The organism is Burkholderia sp. Z1 (assembly GCF_014893795.1).
GTDB lineage: Bacteria > Pseudomonadota > Gammaproteobacteria > Burkholderiales > Burkholderiaceae > Burkholderia > Burkholderia theae.
In genome coordinates, this window is the sequence record NZ_JACFYL010000003.1 from 216474 (window position 1) to 242371 (window position 25898).

Below are 25898 nucleotides of genomic sequence, written 5' to 3' on the forward strand. Positions count from 1 at the left end.
GTCAGACGAGAAACGGTAACAAACGTGGTATTTCGATCAAACGCAGACGGGTAATTTGAACGATGCCGCCGATTGAGTAAGATTCGCCAAAGACGTTCGACAAAAACGCACGGCGCGGGGTGGCCAGATGCAAATGAACGGTTTGATTCCATCGGCGTGGGTCGATGACCTGTACGCCGCGGCACTGGGCGATCAACGGTGGGACACGGTGCTGGACGGGCTGCGATCGTCGGTCGGTGTGCGCATGGTCACGCTGCTGTCGTTCGACGAAGCGGCGAGGGTGCCTGCGATCGAGCAGGCGGCGGGCGACGATCCGTCCTGGGTTGCCGCGTGTTACCGCACCTACAACACCGAGTTCTACCGGTACGACCCGGTCGTGCCGATCGCCGGCAACTGGCCGGCAGGCCGCTGGTTCGAGGACGTCAAGCACTTGTCTCGGCAAGAGCGCGCGCACAGCGTGTTCTATCAGGAATTCCTGCATCCTTACGGGCTCGGCAGCATCTCGGGCCTGTATATCCATCGCGGCGAGGGCACCGGCGCATTCCTCAGTGTACAGAGCGGCCCCGAATCGCAAGGCCTTTCCGACGATCAGCGCCGCACCATCGAAATCATGGGGGCGCATATCAGCCGCGCGCTGCGGATCCAGGCGCGCATCGGGGAACTCGAGGCGCGCGTGGCCGCCGCGGAATCGGCGCTCGATGCGATTCCGGTGCCGGTGTTCCTGCTCGGCGAGCAACGCGAGCTGCGCTATACGAATCGCGCGGCCGATCAACTGATTGCGGCGGAACCGGCGATGCGGATCCTGAACGGGCGTTTCGCGCCGGAAGGCTGCATCGACGATGCGCAGTGGCGGCACGCATTCGCGCGCGGCGGGTTGCTGCTGCGGCGCGCGACGGGCGAACCGTTGCCGCTTGCGCTGATGCCGATTCCCGGACAATCGCGCCTCGCGCGCGAACGCTCCGGCGTCGCGGCGTTGATGACGGCCGCCGACCTGCGGTCGCCGTCGGCCCGCGCGCAGCGGCTGCGCGTGTTCTACGGCCTGTCGTCGGCCGAAGCCGATCTCGCCGTGCTGCTGTGCTGCGACGGGCTGTCGCCGCAGGAATGCGCGGCGTTGCGCGGCGTGTCGATCGGCACGGTCCGCACGCAGATCAAGTCGATCTACGCGAAGACGGAAGTGGCGCGTGCGTCGCAACTGACGTCGCTGGTCATGCAGACGTGACGGCGCGGCGAGCGTCGGACATCCGCAACGGGTTTCCCGCGTGAACGCGGGAAACCCGAGGCGCCGATCGTCTGATCGTTACAGCGACGGTGCCCACGTCGAACCGAACGGGTTCGACTGGTCGATGCCCGGGAAGTCGACGAACGCCTTGCTGCAGTCGAGCACGCTGGCCGGATCGATCGTATGGGTCGCGGTGCCGTTGACGACGACACGGTTCGCGGTCGACGGGAACACCGGCAGGTTCACGTTGTGCAGCGTGAGGTTCGCGTCGGACGCGATCGTCGAGATGCCGTCAGGCGTGTCGGCCACCACGTCGCTCAACGACATCACGAGCGGGAACGCGGGCTCGCCGTAGCCGCCGGTATTCGCTTCGAACCCCTGCAGCTTCACGCCGGCCGTACCCTCGATCACGACGTTCGCGAGCGAGATGTCGTGGAAGTTCGGATACAGCGGGCCGCTCGCCGGCACGGCCTTCGTGCTGTAGTACGGCGTGAACAGCAGCGCGTTCTTCGCGTCGCGGATGCAGATGTTCGAGTAGCGGATGTTGCTCACTTCGCCGCCGCGCGCATAGTCGGACTTGATCCGCAGCCCTTCCTCGGAATCCTGGAACGAATTGTCGTAGACCTGAACGTTCGTCACGCCGCCGTTGGTCTCGCTGCCGATCGAGATGCCGTGCCCCCAGTAGATGTGGTTGTGCGCGATCACGACGCCCCATTTGCGATCGGCGCGCACGTCGCGATTGCCGTCGATGCCGAACAGCGCCGAACCGGCGGGCGCCGGGTTGTTGCTGCCCTTGAGCGCCATGTCGTCGTCGCCGGTGCTCACGTAGTTGTACGCGAACACGAAGTTCTTCAGGTAGCCGTCGAACGAGATCGCACCGGTGGAGGTCGTCGTGCTGCCCGTCGACAGCGCTGCCGACGTGGGTTTCGATGCGGAGCCCGGGTCGAACGCGTCGGTGTTCTTCACGTTGTCCGCGTTGAACGTCTGCCCGTTGTACAGCGGGTTGCCGTTGCCGGCCGGGTTCGCGAACGCGGCAAGCGTCGGCGTCTGCACCTTCACGTTCCAGATCGTCAGCCCGTCGACGCCGCTCGGCACCACGTGGAAATTCGGGCTGTTGTTCAGCGTGATGCGGTACAGCGTGAGGTTCTTCGCGTAGTTGAACACCATCAGCCGGAAATTCGACTGCGACGCGACGCCCGTCGTGCCGTTCTGCACCATGTTGCCGAGATACGCGAGATCCCACCACGTCATGTTGCGCACCGGCGATTTCGAATCGACGACGGTGCCGCCGTCGTCGCACGCGGTGCCGTCCGGCGCCACGGTGCCGCCCTTGTACGCCGCGTAGGTGTTCGAGCAGGTCAGGTCGACCTTCATCAGCGGATATTTCGCATCGGACGTCACCAGCTCCGCGTAGCCGCGCCCGTCGACCCGGCCGTCGCCGACCACCGCCGCGTTGACGAGGTTGGTGCCGGTGATCAGCGCGGCGCAGTTCGACGAGCTGCCGGCCTTCGTCGCGCTGACCGCCGTGTTGCCGCAATACGGCCCGGCGACGTTCGGCGAATACGCCTTCACGTCGCGCGACGCGTACAGCGTGACGCCCTTGTCGATCCACAGCGTCACGCCGGACGGCAGCGTCAGCGGCCCGCTGATGAAGCTGTTGCCGGCCCCCGCGTGATTGACGACGAGACGCACCGCGAACTTGCTCGCGCGGTATTTGGGTTTCGCGAGTTCCTCGCCGGACGCGCCGGCGATATTGACGTTCGGTGCGGCGGCCGCCTTCTGCGCGGCGGTGGCCGAGGCGTCCGCGGCCGCGATCGTTGCGCCGACCTCGGCGTCCACCGCCGCGCCGCACGCGTCGAGCGCGGCCTGGATGCGCGCCTGGTCGGGGTTGGCCGTGGCGGGCGACACGGCCTTGCCGACGCCCGCCATCGACGGGTCGGCCTCCGGCGGCAGCGAGCCGTCGGGGCGGCTCACGAGCGTATTGCCGGCTTCGAGCGTGCTGCAGACCTGCGTATCGGCAGGCAGCGCGGGTTCGGCCGGCAGGTTCGCATCGACGGTCGTCGTGCCGACCTGGAATACGCTGGTGGCGGGCGGTGCGGTGGACGCCACGCCGCCGCCGCTGGGGCTCGGGTCGTCGCCGCCGCATGCGCTCAGCGCGGCCGCTGTCGCGAGCAACGCCGCGAGCAGGCCGAGCACGCGCGGGCGCACGTTCGGCCGGGAAATGAGGGATGTCATGACGAATATCTCCTGATGAAGCATCGGTTGTGGGCGATGCCGGGTTGGTATCGGATCGGTCGCGCAGGGCGAGTCATCGCGGCGGGCGCGGCTTGACCGTGCTGCCGGCAACGCGTGGAGCAGATGGGCGCGGGCCTCCGGCCCGGATCGTCGGGGAGGGCGCCACGGGCGCGATCGCGCCGCGCGCGATGCGTGGCCGGCGCGTGCTCGTGGCATCGCGGCGGCATGTCCGTTTTGTGGTCAGTCATCCTATAACGCTATCAAGCGAAGCGGAAGATTGCCTGTTGGTGTGACGAAACAGCCGTGCCGGGTGCCCGATTCGAATGCGCACCCATTTCCGGAAAACGTTTCGCTAAAGATCGCCAGAACAGAGAAAACGATTCCTCGAAACACACCGAAAGCCCGTGATGGCAGTGGTTATAGGGGTATGCACCAAGTGAGTTAAACGATTAACCGACGTACATTCGCGTCAACACGTCATACGACGTATGACTCTGCGGTCAGCGAGCACGGCGCGGAAGCCTGCGCATGCCGGCGGATCGCCACACAACAACGATCGACCATCAAGGAGACTCACCATGAAGCACCGATTCACCGGCTCCCGTACCGCCCTGGCCGTCGCGCTGATGGCCGGCTTCGCGATGTCCGCCCAGGCGCGCGTGTTCCGCTCGGCGGACGTGCACGGCGACAACTTCCCGACCAACATGGCGGTGAAGTTCATGGGCGACGAGCTGTCGAAGCAGACGGGCGGCAAGGATTCGATCAAGGTGTTCGGCAACAGCGCGCTCGGCTCCGAGAAGGACACGGTCGATCAGGTCCGGATCGGCGCGATCGACATGGCGCGCGTGAACGGCGCGTCGTTCAACGAGATCGTGCCGGAATCGCTGATCCCGTCGTTCCCGTTCCTGTTCCGCGACGTCGACCATTTCCGCAAGGCGATGTACGGCCCGGCCGGCCAGAAGATCCTCGATGCGTTCACGGCGAAGGGGATGATCGCGCTGACGTTCTACGAGAGCGGCGCGCGCTCGATCTACGCGAAGCGCCCGGTGCGCTCGCCGGCCGACATGAAGGGGCTGAAGGTGCGCGTGCAACCGTCCGACCTGATGGTCGACGAGATCAAGGCGATGGGCGGTACGCCGACGCCGATGCCGTTCGCCGAGGTGTACACGGGCCTGAAGACGGGCCTCGTCGACGCGGCGGAAAACAACATGCCGTCGTACGAGGAAACGAAGCACTACGAAGTGGCGCCCGACTATTCGGAAACGCAGCACGCGATGACGCCTGAAGTGCTGGTGTTCTCGAAGAAGATCTGGGACACGCTGTCGCCGCAGGAGCAGGCGGCGATCAAGAAGGCGGCGGCCGATTCGGTGCCGTACTACCAGAAGCTGTGGACGGCGCGTGAGGCGTCCGCGCAGCAGGCGGTGACGAAGGGCGGCGCGAAAATTTTGCCGGCCGCGCAGATCGATCGCGCGGCGTTCGTGAAGGCGATGCAGCCGTTGTGGACGAAGTACGAGAAGACGCCGCAGATGAAGCAGATCGTCGACGAGATCGAGGCGACCAAGTGACGCGTCGCACTTCCCTGAACAGCGCGGCGGCCGCGGGTTCGTCGGCCGCCGCCCCGGACGGCGCGGCGCCGGCGCGGCCGCACGCCGCGCCGTTTCTGCGTTGCGTGAACGACGTGCTGTTCCGCGTGCTGGCCGTGATCGCATCGCTCTGTCTCGCGGTGCTCACGGTGCTGGTGTTCTACGCGGTCGTGATGCGTTACGTGTTCGAGAACGCGCCGGATTTCGTGGAGCCGATCGCGCTGCTGCTCGTGATCGTGATCGCGATGTTCGGCGCGGCGATGAAGGTGCGCGACGGCGGCCATATCGGCCTCGATTCGCTCGTGCGCCGGCTGCCGCCGAAGGCGAGCACCGTGGTCGTCGCGATCCAGCACCTGAGCCTGATCGCGTTCGCGATCATGATCATGGTCGGCTGCGGCAGCATGGCCGCCGAGACGATGGGCGACCGCATTCCGATCATCGGGCTGCCCGAAGGCGTGCGCTACCTGATCGCGATGCCCGCGGCGATCGCGATCGTCCTCTTCTCGCTCGAGCACCTGCTCGCGCTTCGTCGTCCCTCGTCGAGACAATAACGCCATGGAACTCGCGATCCTGTCCGTCAGTTTTCTGATTTTTCTTGTGCTCGGCGTGCCCGTGTCGTTCGCGCTCGGGATAGCCTGCGTGCTGACCTATATGGTCGAAGGCCTGCCGATCGCGACCGCGATGCAGGCAATGGTCTCGGGGATGAACGCATTCTCGTTCCTCGCGGTGCCGTTCTTCATCTTCTCCGGCGAACTGATGCTGCACGGCGGCATCGCGGACCGGATCCTGCGCTTCGCGCAGGCGACCGTCGGCCATTTCCGCGGCGGCCTCGGGATGGCGAACGTCGTCGCCTGTACGCTGTTCGGCGGCGTGTCGGGTTCGCCGACCGCCGATACGTCGGCGATGGGCGGCGTGGTGATCCCGCTGATGAAGCGCGAAGGCTATAGCGCCGCATACGCGGTCAACGTGACGACGCATGCATCGCTCGCCGGCGCGCTGATGCCGACGTCGACCAACATGATCATCTACGCGTTCGCCGCGCAGGGGATCACGGGGATGCTGCACGGCCAGCCGGTGAGCGGCGTGTCGATCGGCGACCTGCTGTTCTCGGGGCTGCTGCCGGTGTTGTGGGTGATGGGCTTCGTGCTTGCCGCCGCGTACTGGCAGGCCGTGCGTCACGGCTATCCGCGCCGCGAAGACGGCTCGTCCGCGCTGCCCGCGTTTCCCGGCTGGTATGCGGTGCTGCGCAGCTTCGTCGGTGCGGTGCCCGGGCTGATGGTGATCGCGATCATTCTCGTGTGCGTCGCGAAGGGGATTGCGACCGCGACGGAAGCGGCCGCGATCGCCGTCGTGTACTCGCTCGTGCTGACCGCGATCGTCTACCGGACGCTGACGGTCGCGAAGCTGCGCCGCGCGCTGTCGCATGCGGCGCGCACGACGGGCGTCGTGCTGCTGCTGATCGCGGTGTCCAACATGCTGCGCTTCCAGATGTCGTACCTGGAGATTCCGGATGCGATCGAAGGGCTGCTGAAGCAGTCGACTGCTGCGCCGTGGCTGATGCTGCTGTACATCAACATCATCCAGGTGTTCCTCGGCACGTTCGTCGACATGGCCGCGCACATCCTGATCACGACGCCGCTGTTCCTGCCGATCGCGATGGCGTGCGGCGTCGGGCCGGTGCAGTTCGGGATCATGCTGCTGCTGAACTGCTCGCTCGGCCTCGTGCACCCGCCGATCGGGTCGGTGCAGTTCGTCGGATGCGCGATCGGCAACGTGTCGATCGGCGAGACCACGAAGATGGCGTGGCCGTATTACCTCGCGATCTTCAGTGCGATCAATATCGTGACCTACCTGCCGTTCTTCTCGACCTGGCTGCCGAGTGTCATCAGCGGGCACGCGGTGTTCTGATCGCGCGCTTCCCCGTCGCGGCGCCGGACGACTCAGGTTGTCCGGCGCCGTTTTTGTATTTGCGGTTACTTTCACGTATTGACTACGCGGTGATGCGGCGCAAATCGTCTGCAGCAAGTTCAAACATATGCCCGGACCGAAATGGGCATCGACCGCCTCGCTCGCACTAAGCGAAAGTCAAGTGCGCGTCAACAGCATCCAGCAGCGTGCACAGTTAATCCCGGGCATTCCACGCATTGATTGAATGCTTTTTCCGCGCTATGTTCTGTTGTGAGCAACGATTACTTCTCAATAGAGCATTATTCGTCAGCGAGTTTCAGTTGACGGAAACAGTCTTTAACCTTTTTTTGCGGTTGGTGTCACTGACTCAGCCGTCAACCTGTTCTGCGCCGTCGCCATGAGAGCCTTGACAGTCGGGGCTTCGATGCTTGTTGGTCGAGATCCGACCGTTTCTCGAATAAGAAATCTCAAAAAATAATCGAGTGACTTGACATCGATCTGGCTGCATCCTCGTCGAAGTTTAATAAAAAAACAGATTCGATGTCGTTTATAAGCGCTGATGCATCGGCAGTCTAAGCCATGACAATTGTTGACCATCGTTCGGTTTTGGCTGTGCGAGTATCTTTCGAAAATTCCGGGTGAGACCAACCATGCGCCGCATGATGCGCGAGATAGAAACTCGGCACGTTCAACGGGGAGCGGCCAAGCAGAAGATTATCTTCAGTCAGGCTTCGCTGAAAAGCGAAGAGCATGCGCTTTGGGTCAAGGCGACCGCCTGGGTTATGTCGGTCGTGATGTATCTCAGCCCGGCGTTGCTTCTCGCCGACCAAACTGCGCATGCTGCGCCGATCATCGATCCGCGTGCGCCGATCCCGTTTCAGCCGACGGTGACTGCCACCAGCACGGGCGTTCCCGCTGTCAATATCCCCGCGCCGAATTCCAATGGCGTGAGTCTCGGGCAATATCAGTCGTTCAACGTGGGACCCGAAGGTCTCGTGCTGAACAACAGCACGATCGCAGGGACTCCGCTGCTCGGCGGCTCGCTTGGCGCGAACCCGAATTTGAATGGCCGACCTGCGTCGTTGATTATCAACCAGGTCACCTCGAACAATATCGCGGTGTTGAATGGGCCGCTCGAGACGTTCGGTGCTGCGGCCCCGATCGTGATCGCGGCTCCCGGCGGGATATCGGCAAACGGTCTGTCGCTCACGAATATCCCGAATCTCACGTTGACCACGGGCACGCCGCAATTCATCACAGGTGTTGGCGGCACGCCGACCGATTTCGCGCACGCGGGTGCGGTCGCGTATGACGTCCGATCCGGCAACATCTCGATCAACGGACCGGCTGGCGTTAACGGTCCGGGTGCGGGGATAGAAGGGACCGTCGGAAATATCGATCTGATCGGGCAAACGGTCACGCTTGCGGCGCCCATTCGGGCCGATCAACGCATCAACGTCGTTACCGGTAACCAGCTCGTCACACCAACCACGACGGGCAGCGCGGGCACCGCATACGGTACTGCCGGTAACGGCCTGCCGAACAACGTTACCGCCATTCAGACGCCGAACGGCCTGGCAATTGATGCGAACCAGTTTGGATCGGTTACTGCTGGACAAGTCTATATCGTGCAGACCGCAGCGGGTCTCGGTGCCAACATGCAAGGCCCGCTCACGGCAACGGCGGGTAACGTCGTGGTCAATTCGAATGGCGACGTCACGGTCGGTCAAACGTTTGCCAGCCAGAACGTGAATTTGACGAGCACGGGCACGACGACCATTACCGGCACCGGCCTCGCGAACCAGAACTATACGGTCAGCGCAAACGGCGACATCAACGCAACCGGCTCGGTGTCTGCCGGCCAGAACGTGTCGATGAATGCGGGCGGCAATTTGACCGTTGCGTCGGTTGCCGCAAACGGTGCGGCGAACCTGACTGCCGTGCAGTCGATGTCGATCGGCTCACTGTCCGCGCACGATGTTGCATTGCAGACGACGAACGGTGACCTGACAGTCGGTGGGCTGAGCGCGCCCGGCACGATCTCGGCGCAGGCCGGACGTGATCTGACCGTGAACGGTGCCGTACAGGGCGGCAGCACGGTCGCGCTGACGGGTGCCCGTAATGCGACCGTGAACGGCGCGGTGACGTCGGTCGGCGATACGAACCTCACGGCGACGACAGGCTCGGCAGCCGTGAACGGCAATCTGCAATCGAACGGGGCGGCAACCGTAACGGCCGGCCAGAACGGAGCCATCAACGGCACGACGCAGGCGCAAGGTCCGGTGTCGATCACCGCGCAAGCCGGCGCGATCTCGGGTCAAGGCAATGTTTCGTCGTCGCAAGGCGCCATCAACCTGAACGCCGGGCAGTCGATCGGGCTGAACGGTGCGGTGCAGAGCGGCACGACGATCACGGCAAAGGCCGGCGCGAACGCCGGTTTTGGCGGGACGGTAACTGCACCGGGCGCGGTGACGATCCAGGCAGCACAGAACACGACCTTGGGTGGCAACGTCACGAGTGGCGGCAATCTGAGCGTCACGTCGGGCGGCAGCACACAAGTGAACGGCAGCGCCGCGTCGACTGGCGACATGACGCTCGCAGCGAACGGCGGGACCCTGAGCACGGCTGGTAACGTCGTGTCGGTCGGTGGTTTGAACGCGACGGGGCAGCAGGGCGTCAGCCTGGGCGGTACGGTCTATAGCGGCGGCAACGCATCGATCGGCTCGAGCGCGGGTAGTGTCTCGGTCGCCGGAGCGGTATCGACGCCAGGCGCCGTGAACATCAACGCGGCGCAGGATGCGACCGTCGCCGGCACCGTGCAGACCGGCCAGAGCACGACGATCTCGGCCGGTCGCGACGCGAATCTGAACGGCGGCCTGTCGGTGAACAACACCGGCAATGCGAACGTGTCGGCCGGGCGCGACATCAACGGGTCGGGTTCGGTCAACGTCGCGAACGACACGACGCTGAATGCGGGCAACAACATCGGCATCAGCGGCGCGATCCAGAACGGGAACAACCTCAACGCAACGGCTGCGAACAATCTGAGCGTCGGCGCCGCAACGGCGGTGGGTACGAACACGCTGACGGCGACGAACGGCAGCGCGACGCTCGCAGGTAATGCGCTGTCCGGTGGCGCAACGACGATCACAGCCGGCACCGATGCCGTGATGCAAGGCAGTGTGACGAGCCTCGGCGACCTGAGCGTGAACGCGAAGGGCGGCAACGTGACGGCCTCGGGGCCCATCTCGGCGGCCGGGAACGCGAATCTGAACGCAGGCCGGAATCTGACCTTGAACGGCCAGACGACCGTGTCGAAGGACGGGACGCTGACGGCGACGAACATCACGACGCAAGGCGTTTCGATCGGCGGCAACCTGGCGGCCACGGCGACGAACAACCTCGATATGTCCGCCGGTCAGCTCAATGCGGCATTCGACGCGAACGCGCCGGCGCTGTCGGTGAACGGCAACGCGACCCTGAGCGGGGCGAATGTGACGACCGCGAACGCGGTTGTCGGCGGCACCACACAAATCACCGGTTCGTAGAGCGTCACGACGGGCGGCACGGCCGCGTTCAAGGGCGACGCGAGCCTGAATGGTGGCACGGTGTCGAACGTCGGCACGCAGATGGCCGGCGGCAACCTGAGCGTATCGGGTTCGACGGTCACGAACACGGGCAGCCTGTCGTCGCTGAAAACGGCGACCTTCAACGCCGCGAATCTGAGCAACAGCGGTTCGATCTACGCCCCGACCGCGAATTTCAACATCGGCAACGCGACGACCAACGCCGGCGCGTTGATGGCGACGAACACGCTGAACCTGACGACGAACAGCCTGGGCAACACGGGACTGATCTTCGCGGGCGACGTCAATAATTCGACCGCGGCGACGGGCAACACCACCGTGACGGTCACGGGTGGCAACGGGTCCTTCGACAATACGAACGGCAAAATCCTCGCGCAGAACGTCGCGACGCTCGCTTTGCCGAATCAGTCGCTCGATCCATCGGCAGCCAGTTACGGGACGGTCAACGGCGGCTATGGTTTGAACCTGTCCGCATCGTCAGTGAACAATTCGGGCACCTGGACGCTGCCGGCGACGGCAGTGACGGTCTCGGCTGCGCAAGGGATCAACAATGCCGGCACGATCAATCAGGGCACGGGCTCGTTGACGCTGAACGGTGCAGTCGGCAATAGCGGTGCGATAAACGGAAACGACCTGACGATTGACGGATCGCTGGCGAACGCGGCCAGCGGTACGGTGACCGCAAACAACGCTTTTACGTTGAACGGGTCGGGGACGAACGCCGGCACGGTGCAGGCCGCCAATATGCTCGCGATCACCGGTGCAAGCTACGACAATTCCGGCGGCACTACCAGGGCTGGAAACGCAAGCAGCCCGGCAGGAAGCGGCAATGCCACGATCAGCCTGTCCGGCGATCTCGGGAATGCCGGCGGTACGCTGACGGCGACGAACGACCTGTCGATTACCGCAAACAACGTCAACAACTCCGCGGCGGCCGCAGTCACCACGACCACGACGACGAAGACGGTCGACAATCCGGGGCTGCTGATGGCCACGTCGATCGGTACGGAACTGGTCTATGCGATTTACAACCTGGGCAAGGATGGCGGCACGCTGACGCTTTCGCAGGCAACGCTGCCGGCGACGCTCGGCGGGCTTCTGTCGCCCGGCGGTGAACAGCCGACCAATCAAACGGTCTGGTCGACGCAGGTGAATCGCTTGACCTATCAGGGATGGGGAGACCCGTCGTCGCCGGTCGCGTCGTCAGGAACGGTCCAGTTTGCGCTGGTGCCCACGAGTAATGCCCCCAAAGGTGCGATCTGGGTAGTCGTGCCGCCGTCGACACCGGTTGCGGGTGCCACGACAGTCCAGACCCTGACCTTGCCGACCGTCACCGAGACCACGACGTCGACCGGTGCGACCGTTACGTCATCGACTATCGCGGCCGGCCACGACCTCAGCCTGACCGCCAACACGCTCAACAACCAGAGCGGTGTCGTCAGTGCGGGTCATGACGCCAACGTGAACGTGCAGCAGCTCCGGAACGGCGGCTCGAGCTTTACCTCAACGGTCACGGATTCTGTCGATTCGGCATCGTTGAACGCATTCCTGACGTCGTTGCAGGCTTTGCAGAAGTCCGGTCCGATCGGCGTGGCCGGGACGGCCAACCCGAGTGGCACATACCAGTGCCAGGGCGGGTATTGTCTGGTGGGTACGCCGACACCGCCCGCCACGTATACGATCAGCGCACCCGGCACCGTGCAGCTGGAAACGGTCTCGTCCAGCGTGACGAAGCAAGCTGCTGTCGGGCAAGTCCTTGCCGGCAACAACCTGAATCTGTCAGGCGGCAACCTGACCAACACCGGCACGCTGGCAGCGGGCAACGACGTCAATATTCAGGCGGCAAGCTTTACGAACCAGGGATCGAATGTCGGTTCGAAAGCGGTAACGGCAGGCTGCGCGTCGGGGGTCTCGAACTCGGGCTGCGGTTCACTGAGGACGACCAACCCGAATTCGGAAACGTACGGTTATCAGCAGACCAACAGCAATGTCACGGCCGGTCACGACATCGTGATTGCCGCGAACCAGGTCGCGAACACGTACGGCAATCTGGTCGCGAAAAACGATGTCGTCATCGGCGGCGCGGGTACGACCGCGGCGAATCCGACGCAGGCTGCGAGTGTGACGAACACGTCGGCCGCGATCGAAGCGGGCAACAACGTGGAAATCAACGCGGCGAGCGTGACGAACACGATTGCCGCACCGGTGGCGGTTCACCAGAACTATGGCTCGGCGTCTCCGTACACCGGCTGCGGACAGAACTGCGAAGCGTATATCCAGGTGCAGTCGGCCAGTCCGTCGACGATCACGGCCAACAACACTCTTTCGATCACGGCAGGGACGTTCAGCAATACCGGCAGTCTCGTGACTGCGCTGAACACCGCGACGATCATCGCGTCGACGAGCGCAGCGAGCGACAACCAGTACCTGCGCGCGTACTGGACCGGCGATCCGGGCGGTACGCGCACGTGGGGCTGTCTCGGCATGGCCTCGGATTGCCAGAATCTGTACGGCGGCGCGTTCAGTCTGGGTGATGCGCAAGCGGCTTCGGGCCTGCCTTCGAACGTCGGGCTGCCGGATTTCGTGCCCGGAACGATTCAGGCGGGCAATCTGAGCGTCCGTTCACCGACGCTGAACAACACCGGCAACGTGATCGGGCAGACGATCAAGCTGACGGGTTCGACGCTCGTCAACGGGATCACGAACCCGAACGTCTTCACGCCGCCGCCCGTCGTCTCGGGGCAGGTGATTTCGCTGGCGCCGCCGACGCTGCCGACCTCGGTGGCTGCTGCGGTCAACCAGGCCGGGTTGGTGACCAACCAGGATGGGCGTCCCACGTCGGTCACCGGCATGACGGGCCTGCCGCCCAATACGCCGATCGGCGCGCAAACGGTGGGCAAGCCGACGGCGCCGATCGTGACGGGCGTGAATACGCCGGCCAACACGTCGGTCCAGACGCTGTCCGGTCAAACGGTGACGGTGTCGTATCTGACGAGCAACCCGGCGGCGCAGGTGGTCGACTCGCTTTCGTCGGCATCGCTGATTGCCAATCTGCCGGCCAACCTGCAGCCGGGTAGCGTGCCGTTCTATTACGACCCGTACACGGAGAATCAGCAGATCGAGCGAGCCGCGCTGCAGGCAACCGGCAAGAACAGCTTCTACAGCACGTCGAGCGCGACCGACAGCACGAGCCAGGCGTCGATCAACAATCAGGACAAGGCGGCGCTGTATGGCGCGGCGCTCGAATACGCAAAGCAGAACAATATCGCGCTCGGTACGCAGCTGAGCGACGCGCAGCTCGCGCAGATCAATGCGCCGATGCTCTGGTACGTGCAGCAAGCGGTACCGGAACCGGGCTGTCAGGCATCCGGTGGCGCGTCCTGCCCGACGGTGCAGGCATTGATGCCCGAGGTCTTGCTGCCGAAGAACTACGCGGCCGTGAACGCGGACGGCCAGATCACCGGCACGAACGTCACGCTGAATTACGCGAACAGCATTCTCAACACCGGCACCGTCACGGCGCAAAACCTGGCGGTCAACACCGGCAGTCTCACGAACGAACAGCGTTCGACGAACGTCGGGACGATTTACCAGATTGGCGACGAAGGGGTATTCCTGCGCACGACGGGTACGGTCGCGCAGCAGGGCGGTTTCATGTCGGCCGCGAACTACGACCTGAATGTGCAGAGCCTGACGCAGATCGGCGGGGCGCTCCAGAAAACCGGCGCAGACGGCGCTGTCGACACCGCCGGCACGCAAGCGATGCTGGCGAATCTGAAGAACCAACTCGGCGGCAACTTCACGCAACAGACCGTCACCGACCATCTCGATACCCAAGCTGTTGATGGCGATGCGTGGTACGACCAGGTCTTCATGACGGGCGTGATCGTCGGGTTGTCGATCATGGGGGGGATGGCGGCGTCAGGAGCAATTGGCGCGGCGGCGTCTGCATCGGCGGGAACGACCTTTGCCGCGGCAGTGCCGGCGACAACGACGACGATAGCCGTTGGCGCGACCGAGGTGACCATAACGACGGCGGCGGCGGTTGGCGCAGGCACGGCGAACATCGCGTTGTCGGCCGCATTTGCCGGCATGATGAACAGCACGATGAGCCAGTTGAACAGCGGAGGCTCGTTCAGTGCCGGGAAGGTGCTTGAGACTGGCGGTGTCGCTGCACTGACGGCTGGCCTGACGAATGGCATTACGTTTGACAACGGTAGCTTGGGCTGGTCGTGGAATGCCTCGCAAAACAGCCTTGCGGCGCTCGCGGGCGTGCAATCGGTGGGCAATACGCTCGTGCCGCAGGCGGGTGCAGCAGCCGGTTCGCTGCCGACCGCGTTCACTGCGCTTGCTGCTGAGACGGTGCTTCAAGCAAGCATACAGACCGGGATTCAGGGCGGAAGCTTTCTCACGAATCTGCGCAATAGTGCGATATCGAATGCGGGAGCGGTCGTGGCGTTTGGTATCGGCAATGCAAAAGATGGGCTCCTGAAAGATCTGGGACCGGTTGCTGGCGAAGCCGCGTATATCGCTCTTCACGCAGCGTTGGGATGTGCTTCTGGAGCTGCTGCCGGGCAAGGGTGTGGTGGCGGGGCGATTGGCGGAGCGGTCAGTGCTGCGCTTTCTCCCGACGTTCTGAAGGAGATTGATCCGACGGGGGCACCGCTCGATCAGGGGCAGCAAGCAGTACTCGCAGTATTCGCGACGTGGGCAGGTGGCGGGATTGCCGGGCTTGCCGGTCAGAACGTCAACGGCGCGATGACCGCTGCGCAGAACGAAGTGATGAACAACACCGATCCACATGCTGCTAACGCGGCGCAAACCGGTGGCATTGCGACGCGCGCTAAGAATGCATTCTTGACTTGGCTCAGCAACACCTATGGTGACCCGATTGGTTCGATGACGGACTGGAAGAACCAGCTTGTTGGCAACATGCAGCGGGATTATGGTGGAAAGACGCCGCCGACCGATGCCAATAATCAACTTTCAGGAGGAGGCAGCAACGACAATACGAGCGGGACCGCCGGAGCGGTGGTGACGCCGCCGGTCGCGCTGCCCGGCCCCTACGGTACGATTGTGTCGACGCCACCGTTGATCGCGCCTGCCGGCACACCGATTCAGTCAAGCAGTAGCGGCGACGGCAATGAAAGTGCTTCAACGAATCCGGGGGGAGCCACAAACACGGGCAAGATTACTATCGACAGCAAGATCGGTGGTCAGCTTGAGGCGCGGGGTTGGACGCAGAAAGATGTGCAAACGGTCGTTAGCGAGGGGCCTGTCGGAACGACGATGGATAACCGCTCAGCGGGAAAAACTCCAGATGGGCTGCCGAGAAATGACCCCGCTTCAGTGTATGGTTCGAAGAACGGTTACGTTGTGGTCAATGACCGGACCGGAGAAGTCGTACAGGTGAGTGGTAAGAACGATCCGGGCTGGATTCCCGATAGTCGAATTAAGTGGAAGTGAGGCGCGATGAAAATTGATCTCCAACGACGCTATGATTCGTCGGATGACTTTTTCACGTTCGGTGGAAGCGTTGTGATGAAGTTGTCTGTCGATGCAGCAATTGCAGTTTGTGAGCGTGCCGCCCAACATGGTTTGGTTGTTGCTCGAATTGAGGGCGGTATTTGGCGTTCTCCCGGATTCGAAGCGAGGCTCGATTGCATTTGGGACGGAGTTGATCCCCCCGTTGACGTGCGTGTCGCGGAACAAAACAATCTAACAGCCGCAAAATTCATTCGATCAGAGAGTCAAGCGCATGACGCCTTTGTTGTGACGGCCCCAAGGATAACAGGCTGGTGAGTTGGATGGAGAGCGGACTAACCAGTGTCGGCGCCGTTATTATTTGTCACAGACAGCTCCGGGCTTGATCGAGTGCAGCCTCGCGTCAACATTGCCACGGCCGGAATAGGCCATATTGACGACTGGCATTTTGAGGCAGAACGAAATCGTGGTGGTCAATCCACAAGGCAATGTGGTCACTACATGGGGAACAAGTGCAGCAGGAGTCGGAAAATGAAACTAGCGCTAACAGATCGTCAAAAGGAAATCGTGAGCATCCTACGTGTCAAAGACGCAGGAAAGAACGCGGCGGCGTTCGATAGTCTGGATACGGGGGATGACCTTCTCCGAGATAGACGTGATTTGTGGACTGATCAATGCAGAGTTCATGATGGAAGGCATATTGCCGACCTTTGAGCCAGACGAGTACGGGCTAGAACTCGAGAGATTACTTGATCTGATCAATAGACCTGGACTGGGCTCGTAGCCTTGTTGTCACGGACAGCTCTGTACCTGGTCGAGTACAGTCGCGCATCAATGCAGCCAACGACGGCATGGACCATATTGATATCTTGATTCGACGGTAAATGCCAGTCAGTTTGCAATTGACGTGAGTGATCTTAAAAATTAACTGCGGAGTCAAAGTATCGTGTCGACTCCGTGATCCGGGTCATCCAGAGTGGCGGTAGCCTTAACTATGTCCGGTAAGTTAATGCCGGACAGGTGGTTCGCACCGGTAATATCAATAACTACCAGTCAACGTCGACAATGACTGTGATAGTCGACAAGTACGACAACCTTGTAATGGCGTTTCCTGGAAAGCTGAAATGACGAAAAATTCTGAAAGAAGAGAGTTGATTCGAAGAGAACTTGTTCATACTTCCGAGCAGATCTGCTCAAAAAGAGACCAGAGTGGATTGGGACTTGTGCTCCGAGGTTTCTTGCCGAATCTCGAAAGAGCTTTCATTGTGCAGTGGCTGCCGGAGCAGGCAGAAGACATCTATTGGATTCTTATTAGCGCCACCGAGATAGCGAAAGCCGAGATTCCTCGGAGTCGACTATCTGATGACGAGCATGTCCTGTTGCAAACAATCGATATTGCAACGTTTCGAAAAAAGCGTCTTTCACGAGAGGCGAAGGAAAAACTGGAAATTGCGCTCGAGTTGATGGGTACTTGATCTGTACAGTTGTTTGAAAGGCGTTCGGTCGCTCCGCGAACGGAAAGACCATCAACACGACGTTCGTTTTCATGAAGGACAACTCGGATATCGTTCGGTTTGCGACGAGAATTCCGACGAAAAAGTGGAAATTATGAAAGAGAACGATGTGTTTTCGTTGTCGGAACCAGTCGAGGCGATGGCGATCGGTGAACACGAAGTCGTCGTGTTACCGGTTGGAACGGTTGTTTCGGTTGTGCTCGCATTCCGCGATCCCAGCGCACCGGTTGCCTATGAAGTGGAGGCGTTTCTAGAAGACAGCGGTAGATATGCTCTTGCGACGGTGGGGGTTCTTGACATTTAGTGACTGTTTGTCACAGGTGGCTCTGAGTCTGATCGAGTGAAGCCGCGCGTCAACATTACCAAGGCCGGCATAGGCCATATCGATGATTGGCATTTCGATTCGACAGCAAATGCAAGCCAGCTTGCGATCAGGGAAAATCATCGTTGATTTTCCATGCGGTAGTTTGCCGGATTGCAGTTCTGCCGAAAGCGTCGCTGGCTGATTTGGATCTTAAGTTGACGTTATTTTTTGAAAGATTTTTCTGCGTGGTGATATGAGGATAGCTAATATAATTTCAATGGCTTGTATTGCAGCCATGATGTGCGCATGTGCGTCGAAACCTCAAGTCGAATTCGATGCGCAGAAAATGTCATCGGTTAAGACGATTGCGATCGATGTGTCGAGGCCAACCGCATATTTTGCTGTTACGGCGGGTGGTCCAATAATCGTCCCGATTCCAGGGGTAAGTCTTCTGGCAGCGGCTGTCGGAGGGGTAATCGCTGGCGGGACGGCGGCGGTATCGACTCGTACCAACAAGGATTTCAACAGTCTCGTCAAAAGCGAGCTTGGTGATACCGGACTGAACCGAAAATACATCGAGGCACTGGAGGCCGAGCTGCGAGCGCAAGGCTATCAAGTGACGGAAATCGATCTTGGTCGGGCCGGTATGCCAAAAATTGCAGGAGATTGGTTGCATCCGAAACTGGAAGGTGAGGCCTATTCGGGAGCAGACGCAATTCTAATTGCACCGGCTAATACGGGATACGGCGCAAATGGACTAGGTTGGCCATATGTCAGATCGGTTAATAGCCGAATTCGAATTTTTTCGGCAAAAACATTTGAGCCTATTTTTTCGCAGAATATATTTTTTCCGATTCCAAGTCGTATAAGCCCAACATCAGGAAGCGGCGGGGTTAATAAAAATACAGGCTCCAACTTCGCTTCGGATGTCAAGGAAAATGGCCCTTATGTCTATCCTTTCTATACAGATCTAGTGAAGGATTTACCTAACGCAATCAAGGGCGTTGACGAGGCGCTCATGAGCTTCGTGCCGCAGTTTCGTACCGCGTTGCTGACAAGCAGAGGGATAACCGAATCTGCAAGTGCCAGCCAGAAGTAAGAAAACACTGGAATGACATGAAGAAAGCTAACGAAATCGAGCGGTTCGTACGCGCCAAGCATCTTTCAATACTGCTAATCATGTCATGTCCGGCATGGCAGGACGTCGTATTTGCCGGGACCATCGTTCCTGACGGTAGTACGGCAACGTCCGTTTCGGCGGGCGTGGGCGGTCGCCAAACTGTCAATATCGCTCCATCAGTCGGCGGGGTCTCGAACAACACCTACTCATCCTTCAACGTCTCGAAAGCCGGCGCGGACCTCAACAACGTCGGCATCAATGCGCGCACGATCGTCAACCAGGTGACGAGCACGAACCCGTCGCTGATCCAGGGCAACATCAACGTCCTCGGCCCGCGCGCGAACGTCATCCTGGCGAATCCGAACGGCGTGACAGTAGACGGCGGAAGTTTCACGAACACCGGCCACGTCGTGCTGTCGACAGGCCAGGTGAGCTTTGCCGACGTCACGCTTGCACCCGGTACGGTGCAGCGCAACGTGGTGCTGAACACGGATCGCGGCACGATCACGATCGGCGCGGGCGGCCTGACGGGCAATCTTATCGGCCTCGATCTGGTCGCGAAACAACTGGCCGTCAACGGGCCGGTGACGAATACCTACGACAACAAGACCGGCGTGCCGAGTTTTATCCGCGGCACTGTTGGCAGCACCACCACGAGCTGGAACGGCGGGATGTCGCCGACCGACAACGGTCACGACTGGCTGATCGGCGTGTCTTCCCCCGCAGCGGCAAGCAACGCACTCGCGGTCGACATTACGGCCGCCGGCGGGCTGACGGCCGGGCGCGTGGAACTGATCATCACCGATCAGGGCGCCGGCGTGCGCAGTCTCGGCAAGCTCTACGCGAACGCGGGTGATGCGGTGGTGACGTCCACCGGCGACATCACGATCGCTGACAATCAGTTCTTCGGCGCTCACGACGCATTGGTCGCGACGACTGGCGCGGTATCGTTGCAGGGCGCTCAACTGAACGCCGGCAACAACGCGACGGTACGCGCCGGTTCGATTTCGCTTTCGGACGATGCGACGGGGCCGTCGACGCTAAGTGCAAACAACGCGGTCAACCTGACGAGCAGCGGCGCCATTACGAACGTCGGCAGCGTGATTCAGGCGGGCACGACAGCGAACGGCACACCGGCCGGTGGCGACCTGACGCTGAACGCGGCGGGCGACATCCTCAACGGATCGAGCGCCAGCAATCAGGGCATCATGTTCTCGGCCAACGGCAAGACCTCGCTGACCGCGGGCGGGAACATCGTCAACGACAACGCGCGCATCGCATCGAACGGCGGCATGAGCCTGACGGCGGCCGGCGACGTGCTGAACACCATCGACCACTCGGGTGGCACGAACGGTGGCCAGCCGACCGCCTATACGGATCGCGGCGGCAGCTTCTTGTTCTTCACGCATTCGACGATCGGCGTGAACGTCGACTACGGCACCGTCAATCGACCCGACCAGCTTGCCTACCTCGCGACGACCAGTGGGCCGTTGACGATCACCGGACGTAACGTGACGAATTCCGGCGGTGTCATCCAGACGACCGGCGGCGATATTTCAATCACCGCGCAGAACGCATTCACGAATGCGGCGGTGTTCTCGGGGCAGGCGAGTTATTCGCGCAGCTGCTGGATCTTCTGTCGCGCCAGCGCGTCGAGCAACGTCACGCCCTACGGTGGCACGATCCAGGCGAGTGGCGGTTCGCAATCCAACGCGAGCGGCAACATCTTGATCAAGAGCGGCACCACCGCGCGCAACGTCGGCGGTAATGTCTTTGCGACGGGTGACATCAAGGTCGATGCGCCGATCGCCTATGCGCAAGGCGTGACCGGATACTCGGCGATCAATCAGGATCGCGGCTTCAAGGCGTTCTTCGGCAGCACGTGGGCGCAGCTGATCGCAATGGACATCGGCGGCGGATTTTCCGCGAACGGACAGGTCATCCTGACCGGCGATGGCGTGATCGACGGTGGCTCGTTCACTGGCGGAAAAGGTGTGACGGCCGCGGGCGGTATCACCACCGTGCGCGCGCCGTCGAGAACGCCGGTTTCAATCGACCAGCATCTGGGCCTGACGACGTGGTGGTGGCGCTAACCGAATGAACTATCGAACAAAAAATCGCCTCGGGGTGGCGGTCGTCGCTTTTCTGGCTGTCACGGTCGCCTTTGCGGCGTCGATGAGCGGCGCCACCGGCAGGGCCACGTCGGCTCACGGGCTTTTGCACGCACAACAACGATGAAAGCATCCGTTTTCCCCCGATACAAGCTGCCGCTGCTGATCGCGAGCCTCGCCGCATGGTACGTGCCGGCGCATGCGCAAACGGTGCCTCCCGCTGTCCGACCGGTTCAGGATCCCGCGCAGCTGATCATCGAACAACAGCGTGAACAGGCACGCCAGCGCCAGCTCGAGCAGCCGCCGGCTTCGGTGACGATCCCGCCGCCGTTCGGCACGGCACTCGACATCCCGCCCGGGACACCGGTCGACGCGATCGTCGAAAACGGCCCGACATTCCGGGTCGATCAGATCGTGCTGCAAGCGGCTGACGGCAAACCCTTCGAGTCACCCGGCGGCGTATCGCGAGCAAAGCTCGATGCCATCGTCACCGAGTTTGTGAATCACGAACTCGGTACGCATCGTATCAATGTGCTGCTGAAGCGCTTGACCGATACCTTCGTGTCGGCGGGCTACGTGACGACTCGCGCGCTGCTCGGCGCGCAGAATCTGTCGTCCGGCACGCTCAGGGTCACGATTCAGGTCGGCCACATTGCGGATTTTGTCGTCAACGGGCAGCCGATTCATCGGCTCAAACCCGGCGAAGCTTCGGCGGGTGGTGGCTGGCTCACTGACGTCGGCTATGCAAATGCATTCCCGGCGTCGCCAGGCGATCCCTTGCGTCTGTCGGACATCGATCAAGGCGTCGCACAGATCAACCGTCTGCGCCGCAATCAGGCGGCGATACAGATCCTGCCGGGTCAGAATGCCGGCGACTCGGTCGTTGCAATCGACAACAAGCCCGGTGACCGGCTGTATTTCAATCTCGGTCTCGACAACTACGGTAGTTCGGCAACCGGGGTGACGCGCTATCGGGCCGGTGTCGAAGCGAACAACCTGCTTGGGTTGCAGGAATCGTTGAGCGTCAACTTCCTTGACAGTCAGGACAGCAACGCGCTGGTAGGATCGTTCGCCGTGCCGTTCGGGCGGAATACCTTCAGCTACACGATCGCGGACTCCGAGTATCAGCAACTGATCGGCTCGACGGCGCTGCTCTATGGCCGCACGCTCTCGCATATTTTCGGCTGGAACTATCTGGTCGGCAGGACCGCGAGTGACATCACCAGCATCGACACGACACTGTCGTGGCGTCGCACCGATCGGACCATCAACGGAGCAGACCTCGATCCGCAGCGGGTGGCCGTGCTCCGGATTGGCGGCAACTGGCTGCACAAGTTCGTGATGAACGACGCGCAGGGAAATTTCACCGTGAACGGCGGGGTATCCCAGGGGCTGCCATGGTTCGGTGCGAATCACGACGAGCACGGCATCGCGCGCGACGCCGCGCATAGCCAGTTCACCAAGCTCGATGCGACAGCGACGGTTACGTTGCCGCTGCCGAGGCTGAATGGGGCGGTGTTGGTGTACCGGGGCGCGTTGGGCGGCCAGTACACGAATACGGCGCTGTTTGGCTCGGAGCAACTTTATCTTGGCGGCATGGACACGATCCGGGGCTTTCGATCGGGTGAGATCGCCGGCGACCGCGGTCTTTATTCGCGTAACGAGTTCGCGTGGGTGAACGTGCCGACGTGGAAGGAAGGCCGTATCGAGCCCTATGTATTTCTCGACGCCGGCAAAGCAAGCCTGATCGGTGCGTCGGGTTTTCCGACACTCGCAGGCATCGGGGCCGGCCTGCGTGCGCAATGGCAGTGGCGCAAGCAATCGCTGTCGGGCGAGGTGCTGGTCGGTCGCGCGCTGACGCAACCGGCCGCACTGGGCAACAAGGCGACGTTGGTGCTCGGCACCTTGAACTGGTTTTACTAGGGCGTATCGGGGCGGGCCAGGTTGCCCGCGGCGTCGGACATTTTGCACAGCGGCTGAGGTCGGTGTGCCTTTTCATACAAGCAGGAGCATCAGACATGCAAATGACGTTCAACCGCGTTCTCGTCGCGACGGCGATTGCCTGGCAATTGGCGTTGCCTGTCCAGGCGCACGCACAATCCTCGTCGTTGCCGACTGGTGCCGTCGCAACGGTGAACGGCACGCCGATCACAAAGGCGGAAGTCGATGCGGTGTTGCAGGCGTCCCGCCAGCCCGATACGCCGCAGTTTCGCCAAGCGATCAAGAACCAGCTGATCGCGCAGGTGCTGATTCGGCAAGCGGCAGAAAAGGCGAACTATGGCAGCAAGCCGGAAGTGCAAACGGCAATGCAGCTTGCAAAATCCAACGCCGAGACACAACTTTTCGTACGCGACAACGTGAAAGCCGAACCCGTCACGGACGCACAAGTGAAGGCGCGATACGAGGAGATCGTGGCATCGCTCGGCAAGGAAGAGGTCAAGCCGCGCATCATCGTGACGAAGGATGCAGCGACCGCCGCGACGGTGCTGGCCGGCCTGAAAGCGGGGCAGTCGTTCGACGCACTGGCACGACAATACAGCCAGGCGCCGACTGCCGCGGCAGGTGGTGAACTGCCGTGGGTGAGCTTCAAGACACCGGTGACGGACGGGAATACGCAAGGATTGCCGCTCGCGGTTGCACAGGCGATCACGCAGTTGCCCGCAGGCGGCGTGACACCGCAGTCAATCGCAGTCGGCAATGACGCAAATGGCCCGCGAGCGATCGTCAAGGTCGATGCGAAGCGACCGACGCAGGTGCCGTCGTTCGATGGGGCGAAGGCGACGATTCAGCAGCAGTTGCAGGCGTTGGCGATCGAAAGGGCGACGGTGGATTTCGTCGGCGGTCTGATGAAGAATGCGACCATTCAGCAGTAAGCGTAGCCAACGGAATGTCGCAACAGCGCCTCAATCGCAGGCCGGCTATCGGTCACGCATCCGTAATTAAGTTGTAAACACCTCAGCGTGAGCGGTGCCCGTTGCGCTGAATCGCGCGTTTGCGAGCGGTCGCGGCTACCTGGCCGCGTACGACACCGTAGCGAAACGTGCCGTGGCAGCAGCGATCGGTGCATCGATATCGAAGTCTGGACGGGGGCGCACACGAACCTGCAATGAGCGTCTAGCGCGATCACCCGGCCGGCGCACGCCACTCGGCCGTCGCCAGCCTCGCGATAAAGAAATCGGCGAGCGCACTGACCTTGGCCGGTCGTGCGCGCGCAGACGGCGTGACGAAGTACAGGCCGCCTTCGGGCAGGCGCCAGTCGGTCAGGATCGGTTCAAGCTGCCGGTCCGCGAAATACGGCGTCGCGGCGAACTCGGGCAACTCGGTGATCGCCAGCCCCGCGAGCACCGTCGGCAACAACGCTTCCACGCTGGTGCCGCGCAGCATCCCGCCGGGCGTGACCGCGCACGTTTCGCCGTCCTGGCGCGTGAAGCGCCACACGTCGCGCTGGTTTCGGTTCGCGTACGTCAGGCACGGATGGGCGCCGAGCTCCTGCGGATGCCGCGGCCGGCCGTGGCGCGACAGATAAGCCGGCGACGCTACGACGAACCGGCGAACCGGTGCAATGAGCCGCGCGACGAGCGACGAGTCTTCGAGGATCGCGATACGCAGTGCGGCGTCGAAGCCTTCGCCGATCAGGTCGGAATGCGTATCGGTGAGGTGGAGATCGACGGAGATATCCGGATAGATCTCGAAGAATTCGGGCAGCAGTGGCGCAACCCAGCGCGCGCCGAACGACAGCGGCGCGGCCAGCTTCACGAGGCCGCGCGGCCGGCTCGACGTTTCGCGCGCGAAATCCTCGGTGTCTTCCGCATCGGCGTAGAGTTTCGCCGCCCGTTCGATCAGCGTATGGCCGTAATCCGTGAGCGCGAGCCGTCGCGACGTGCGGTTGAACAGGCGCCCGCCGAGCCGCTCCTCGAGGCGCGTCACGGCGCGCGAAACCGTCGCGACCGACACGCCCATCGCCGTCGCGGCAGCGGCGAACGAGCCTTCTTCGGCGACCTTCGCGAACATCGCGAAACCTTCAAAATCCGGCAGTTTCGACATCGACATATTTGCAATGATGGTTTGCAATCGTTTCTATTTCGAAAAATAGCACGGCGCCATACATTTGTCTCACCGCAACACAGAGATGAATCATGGAACCCAAACTCGAAAGAAAGAATGCCGTCGCCGCCGGCAAGCCCGATTCGGCCACGCTGGAAGTTTTCGCATTCGCGACGCCCAACAGCGTCAAGGTGCCCATCGCGCTGGAAGAGATGGGTGTCGACTATCGGCTCGTGCCCGTCGACCTGCGCCGGGGCGAGCACAAGACCGACGCGTTCAGGGCGATGAATCCGGACGCCAAGGTGCCGGTGCTCGTCGACCGCTCGGCTCATGCCGATGGCGACATCGTGCTGAGCGAGTCGGCCGCGATCCTGGTGTACCTGGCGGAGAAGACCGGGCAACTGCTGCCCAGCGACGGTCCGCAACGCGGCAAGGTGTTCGAACAGCTGTTTTTCCACGCGTCGGGGCTGAGCCCGGCTTTCCTGCAGGCCTTCCGGGTGGCGATTCAGGCGTCGCCGGAACCGGACGCGAAAGCGCGCGCGCTGGCGGAAGTGGATCGGACGCTGGGCGTGCTCGAGCATGGGCTCGACCGCAGCCGATACGTGGCCGGCGATGCATACAGCATCGCGGACATCGCGCACTTCGGCTGGGTGTGGCGCCATCAGTCGATCGGCGCGTCGCTCGACCGCTTTCCGGCCGTCGCGCGCTGGTACGACGAAATCGCCGCGCGCCCGGCGGTCGTCACCGCCGTCGACAAAACCCTGGCACTCGCGCGGTAACGCGAGGGCA

At 62.1% G+C, this 25898-nt stretch carries 16 protein-coding genes; 14 read left to right on the plus strand and 2 right to left on the minus strand.

The features are described 5' to 3' along the window. Nucleotides 1-133 precede the first annotated feature (133 nt). A complete protein-coding gene (locus H3H55_RS33390) occupies nt 134-1219 on the plus strand; it encodes a helix-turn-helix transcriptional regulator (RefSeq protein WP_226800672.1) in 1086 nt (361 codons plus the stop codon). Between the two features lie 78 nt (nt 1220-1297). Here the strand turns inward: H3H55_RS33390 and H3H55_RS33395 are convergent, their stop codons facing one another. Beyond that, nucleotides 1298-3454, minus strand: a complete 2157-nt coding sequence (locus H3H55_RS33395; RefSeq protein WP_193102506.1) for a glycoside hydrolase family 28 protein — start codon at nt 3452-3454, stop codon at nt 1298-1300. Nucleotides 3455-4032: 578 nt separating this feature from the next. On the opposite strand from H3H55_RS33395, the gene H3H55_RS33400 reads away from it, so the two are divergent. From H3H55_RS33400 to H3H55_RS33450, 12 genes are all read left to right on the plus strand, one after another. Next, on the plus strand, nt 4033-5019 hold the full coding sequence (locus H3H55_RS33400; RefSeq protein WP_193102507.1) for a TRAP transporter substrate-binding protein: 987 nt from the start codon (nt 4033-4035) through the stop codon (nt 5017-5019). After that, nucleotides 5016-5588 carry a TRAP transporter small permease gene (locus H3H55_RS33405; RefSeq protein ID WP_193102508.1) on the plus strand — a complete coding sequence of 191 codons (573 nt, stop codon included), beginning with the start codon at nt 5016-5018 and terminating at the stop codon, nt 5586-5588. Before H3H55_RS33400 ends, H3H55_RS33405 begins: the two co-directional genes overlap by 4 nt. Before the next feature lie 4 nt (nt 5589-5592). Next, complete coding sequence (locus H3H55_RS33410; RefSeq protein ID WP_048249031.1) at nt 5593-6945, plus strand: TRAP transporter large permease; 1353 nt, start codon at nt 5593-5595, stop codon at nt 6943-6945. Between the two features lie 794 nt (nt 6946-7739). Further along, nucleotides 7740-10493: a filamentous hemagglutinin N-terminal domain-containing protein gene (locus H3H55_RS37485; protein WP_319022363.1), complete on the plus strand. Its 2754-nt coding sequence runs from the start codon at nt 7740-7742 to the stop codon at nt 10491-10493. Between the two features lie 60 nt (nt 10494-10553). After that, complete coding sequence (locus H3H55_RS37710) at nt 10554-15998, plus strand: colicin E5-related ribonuclease (protein WP_319022350.1); 5445 nt, start codon at nt 10554-10556, stop codon at nt 15996-15998. A gap of 6 nt (nt 15999-16004) precedes the next feature. Further along, nucleotides 16005-16334, plus strand: coding sequence for a colicin immunity protein (locus tag H3H55_RS33420; protein ID WP_129517434.1), 330 nt, complete (start codon nt 16005-16007; stop codon nt 16332-16334). An 806-nt stretch (nt 16335-17140) separates the two neighbouring features. Next, entirely contained in the window at nt 17141-17491 is a 351-nt protein-coding gene (locus tag H3H55_RS33425) for a hypothetical protein (protein WP_129517433.1), read from the plus strand. Between the two features lie 133 nt (nt 17492-17624). Then, entirely contained in the window at nt 17625-17834 is a 210-nt protein-coding gene (locus H3H55_RS33430) for a hypothetical protein (RefSeq protein ID WP_226800673.1), read from the plus strand. A gap of 346 nt (nt 17835-18180) precedes the next feature. Beyond that, the gene (locus H3H55_RS33435; protein WP_193102509.1) at nt 18181-18933 is read left to right on the plus strand and encodes a hypothetical protein; all 753 of its coding nucleotides are present in this window, start codon (nt 18181-18183) and stop codon (nt 18931-18933) included. 80 nt (nt 18934-19013) lie between these two features. Continuing rightward, nucleotides 19014-21047, plus strand: coding sequence for a filamentous hemagglutinin N-terminal domain-containing protein (locus H3H55_RS33440; protein WP_193103095.1), 2034 nt, complete (start codon nt 19014-19016; stop codon nt 21045-21047). A gap of 141 nt (nt 21048-21188) precedes the next feature. Beyond that, nucleotides 21189-22988 (plus strand): ShlB/FhaC/HecB family hemolysin secretion/activation protein, encoded by a 1800-nt coding sequence (locus H3H55_RS33445; RefSeq protein ID WP_193102510.1) that lies wholly within the window; start codon nt 21189-21191, stop codon nt 22986-22988. Nucleotides 22989-23083: 95 nt separating this feature from the next. Continuing rightward, complete coding sequence (locus tag H3H55_RS33450; RefSeq protein WP_193102511.1) at nt 23084-23938, plus strand: peptidyl-prolyl cis-trans isomerase; 855 nt, start codon at nt 23084-23086, stop codon at nt 23936-23938. Nucleotides 23939-24188: 250 nt separating this feature from the next. Here H3H55_RS33450 and H3H55_RS33455 read toward each other — a convergent pair whose 3' ends face one another. Continuing rightward, nucleotides 24189-25109: a LysR family transcriptional regulator gene (locus tag H3H55_RS33455; RefSeq protein WP_193102512.1), complete on the minus strand. Its 921-nt coding sequence runs from the start codon at nt 25107-25109 to the stop codon at nt 24189-24191. 92 nt (nt 25110-25201) lie between these two features. Here H3H55_RS33455 and H3H55_RS33460 point away from each other — a divergent pair, with 92 nt between their 5' ends. Next, complete coding sequence (locus H3H55_RS33460) at nt 25202-25888, plus strand: glutathione S-transferase family protein (RefSeq protein WP_193102513.1); 687 nt, start codon at nt 25202-25204, stop codon at nt 25886-25888. The last annotated feature ends 10 nt before the right edge of the window (nt 25889-25898 follow it).

Bases quoted from the DNA above. Each gene is read 5' to 3' on its own strand.
- H3H55_RS33440 (WP_193103095.1), top strand. From the start codon at position 19,014: ATGTCATGTCCGGCATGGCAGGACGTCGTATTTGCCGGGACCATCGTT.
- H3H55_RS33390 (WP_226800672.1), top strand. From the start codon at position 134: ATGAACGGTTTGATTCCATCGGCGTGGGTCGATGACCTGTACGCCGCG.
- H3H55_RS33445 (WP_193102510.1), top strand. From the start codon at position 21,189: ATGAAAGCATCCGTTTTCCCCCGATACAAGCTGCCGCTGCTGATCGCG.
- H3H55_RS33430 (WP_226800673.1), top strand. From the start codon at position 17,625: ATGAAAGAGAACGATGTGTTTTCGTTGTCGGAACCAGTCGAGGCGATG.
- H3H55_RS33425 (WP_129517433.1), top strand. From the start codon at position 17,141: ATGACGAAAAATTCTGAAAGAAGAGAGTTGATTCGAAGAGAACTTGTT.
- H3H55_RS33420 (WP_129517434.1), top strand. From the start codon at position 16,005: ATGAAAATTGATCTCCAACGACGCTATGATTCGTCGGATGACTTTTTC.
- H3H55_RS33410 (WP_048249031.1), top strand. From the start codon at position 5,593: ATGGAACTCGCGATCCTGTCCGTCAGTTTTCTGATTTTTCTTGTGCTC.
- H3H55_RS37485 (WP_319022363.1), top strand. From the start codon at position 7,740: ATGTATCTCAGCCCGGCGTTGCTTCTCGCCGACCAAACTGCGCATGCT.
- H3H55_RS33460 (WP_193102513.1), top strand. From the start codon at position 25,202: ATGGAACCCAAACTCGAAAGAAAGAATGCCGTCGCCGCCGGCAAGCCC.
- H3H55_RS33455 (WP_193102512.1), bottom strand. From the start codon at position 25,109: ATGTCGAAACTGCCGGATTTTGAAGGTTTCGCGATGTTCGCGAAGGTC.
- H3H55_RS33395 (WP_193102506.1), bottom strand. From the start codon at position 3,454: ATGACATCCCTCATTTCCCGGCCGAACGTGCGCCCGCGCGTGCTCGGC.
- H3H55_RS33450 (WP_193102511.1), top strand. From the start codon at position 23,084: ATGCAAATGACGTTCAACCGCGTTCTCGTCGCGACGGCGATTGCCTGG.
- H3H55_RS33400 (WP_193102507.1), top strand. From the start codon at position 4,033: ATGAAGCACCGATTCACCGGCTCCCGTACCGCCCTGGCCGTCGCGCTG.
- H3H55_RS33435 (WP_193102509.1), top strand. From the start codon at position 18,181: ATGTCATCGGTTAAGACGATTGCGATCGATGTGTCGAGGCCAACCGCA.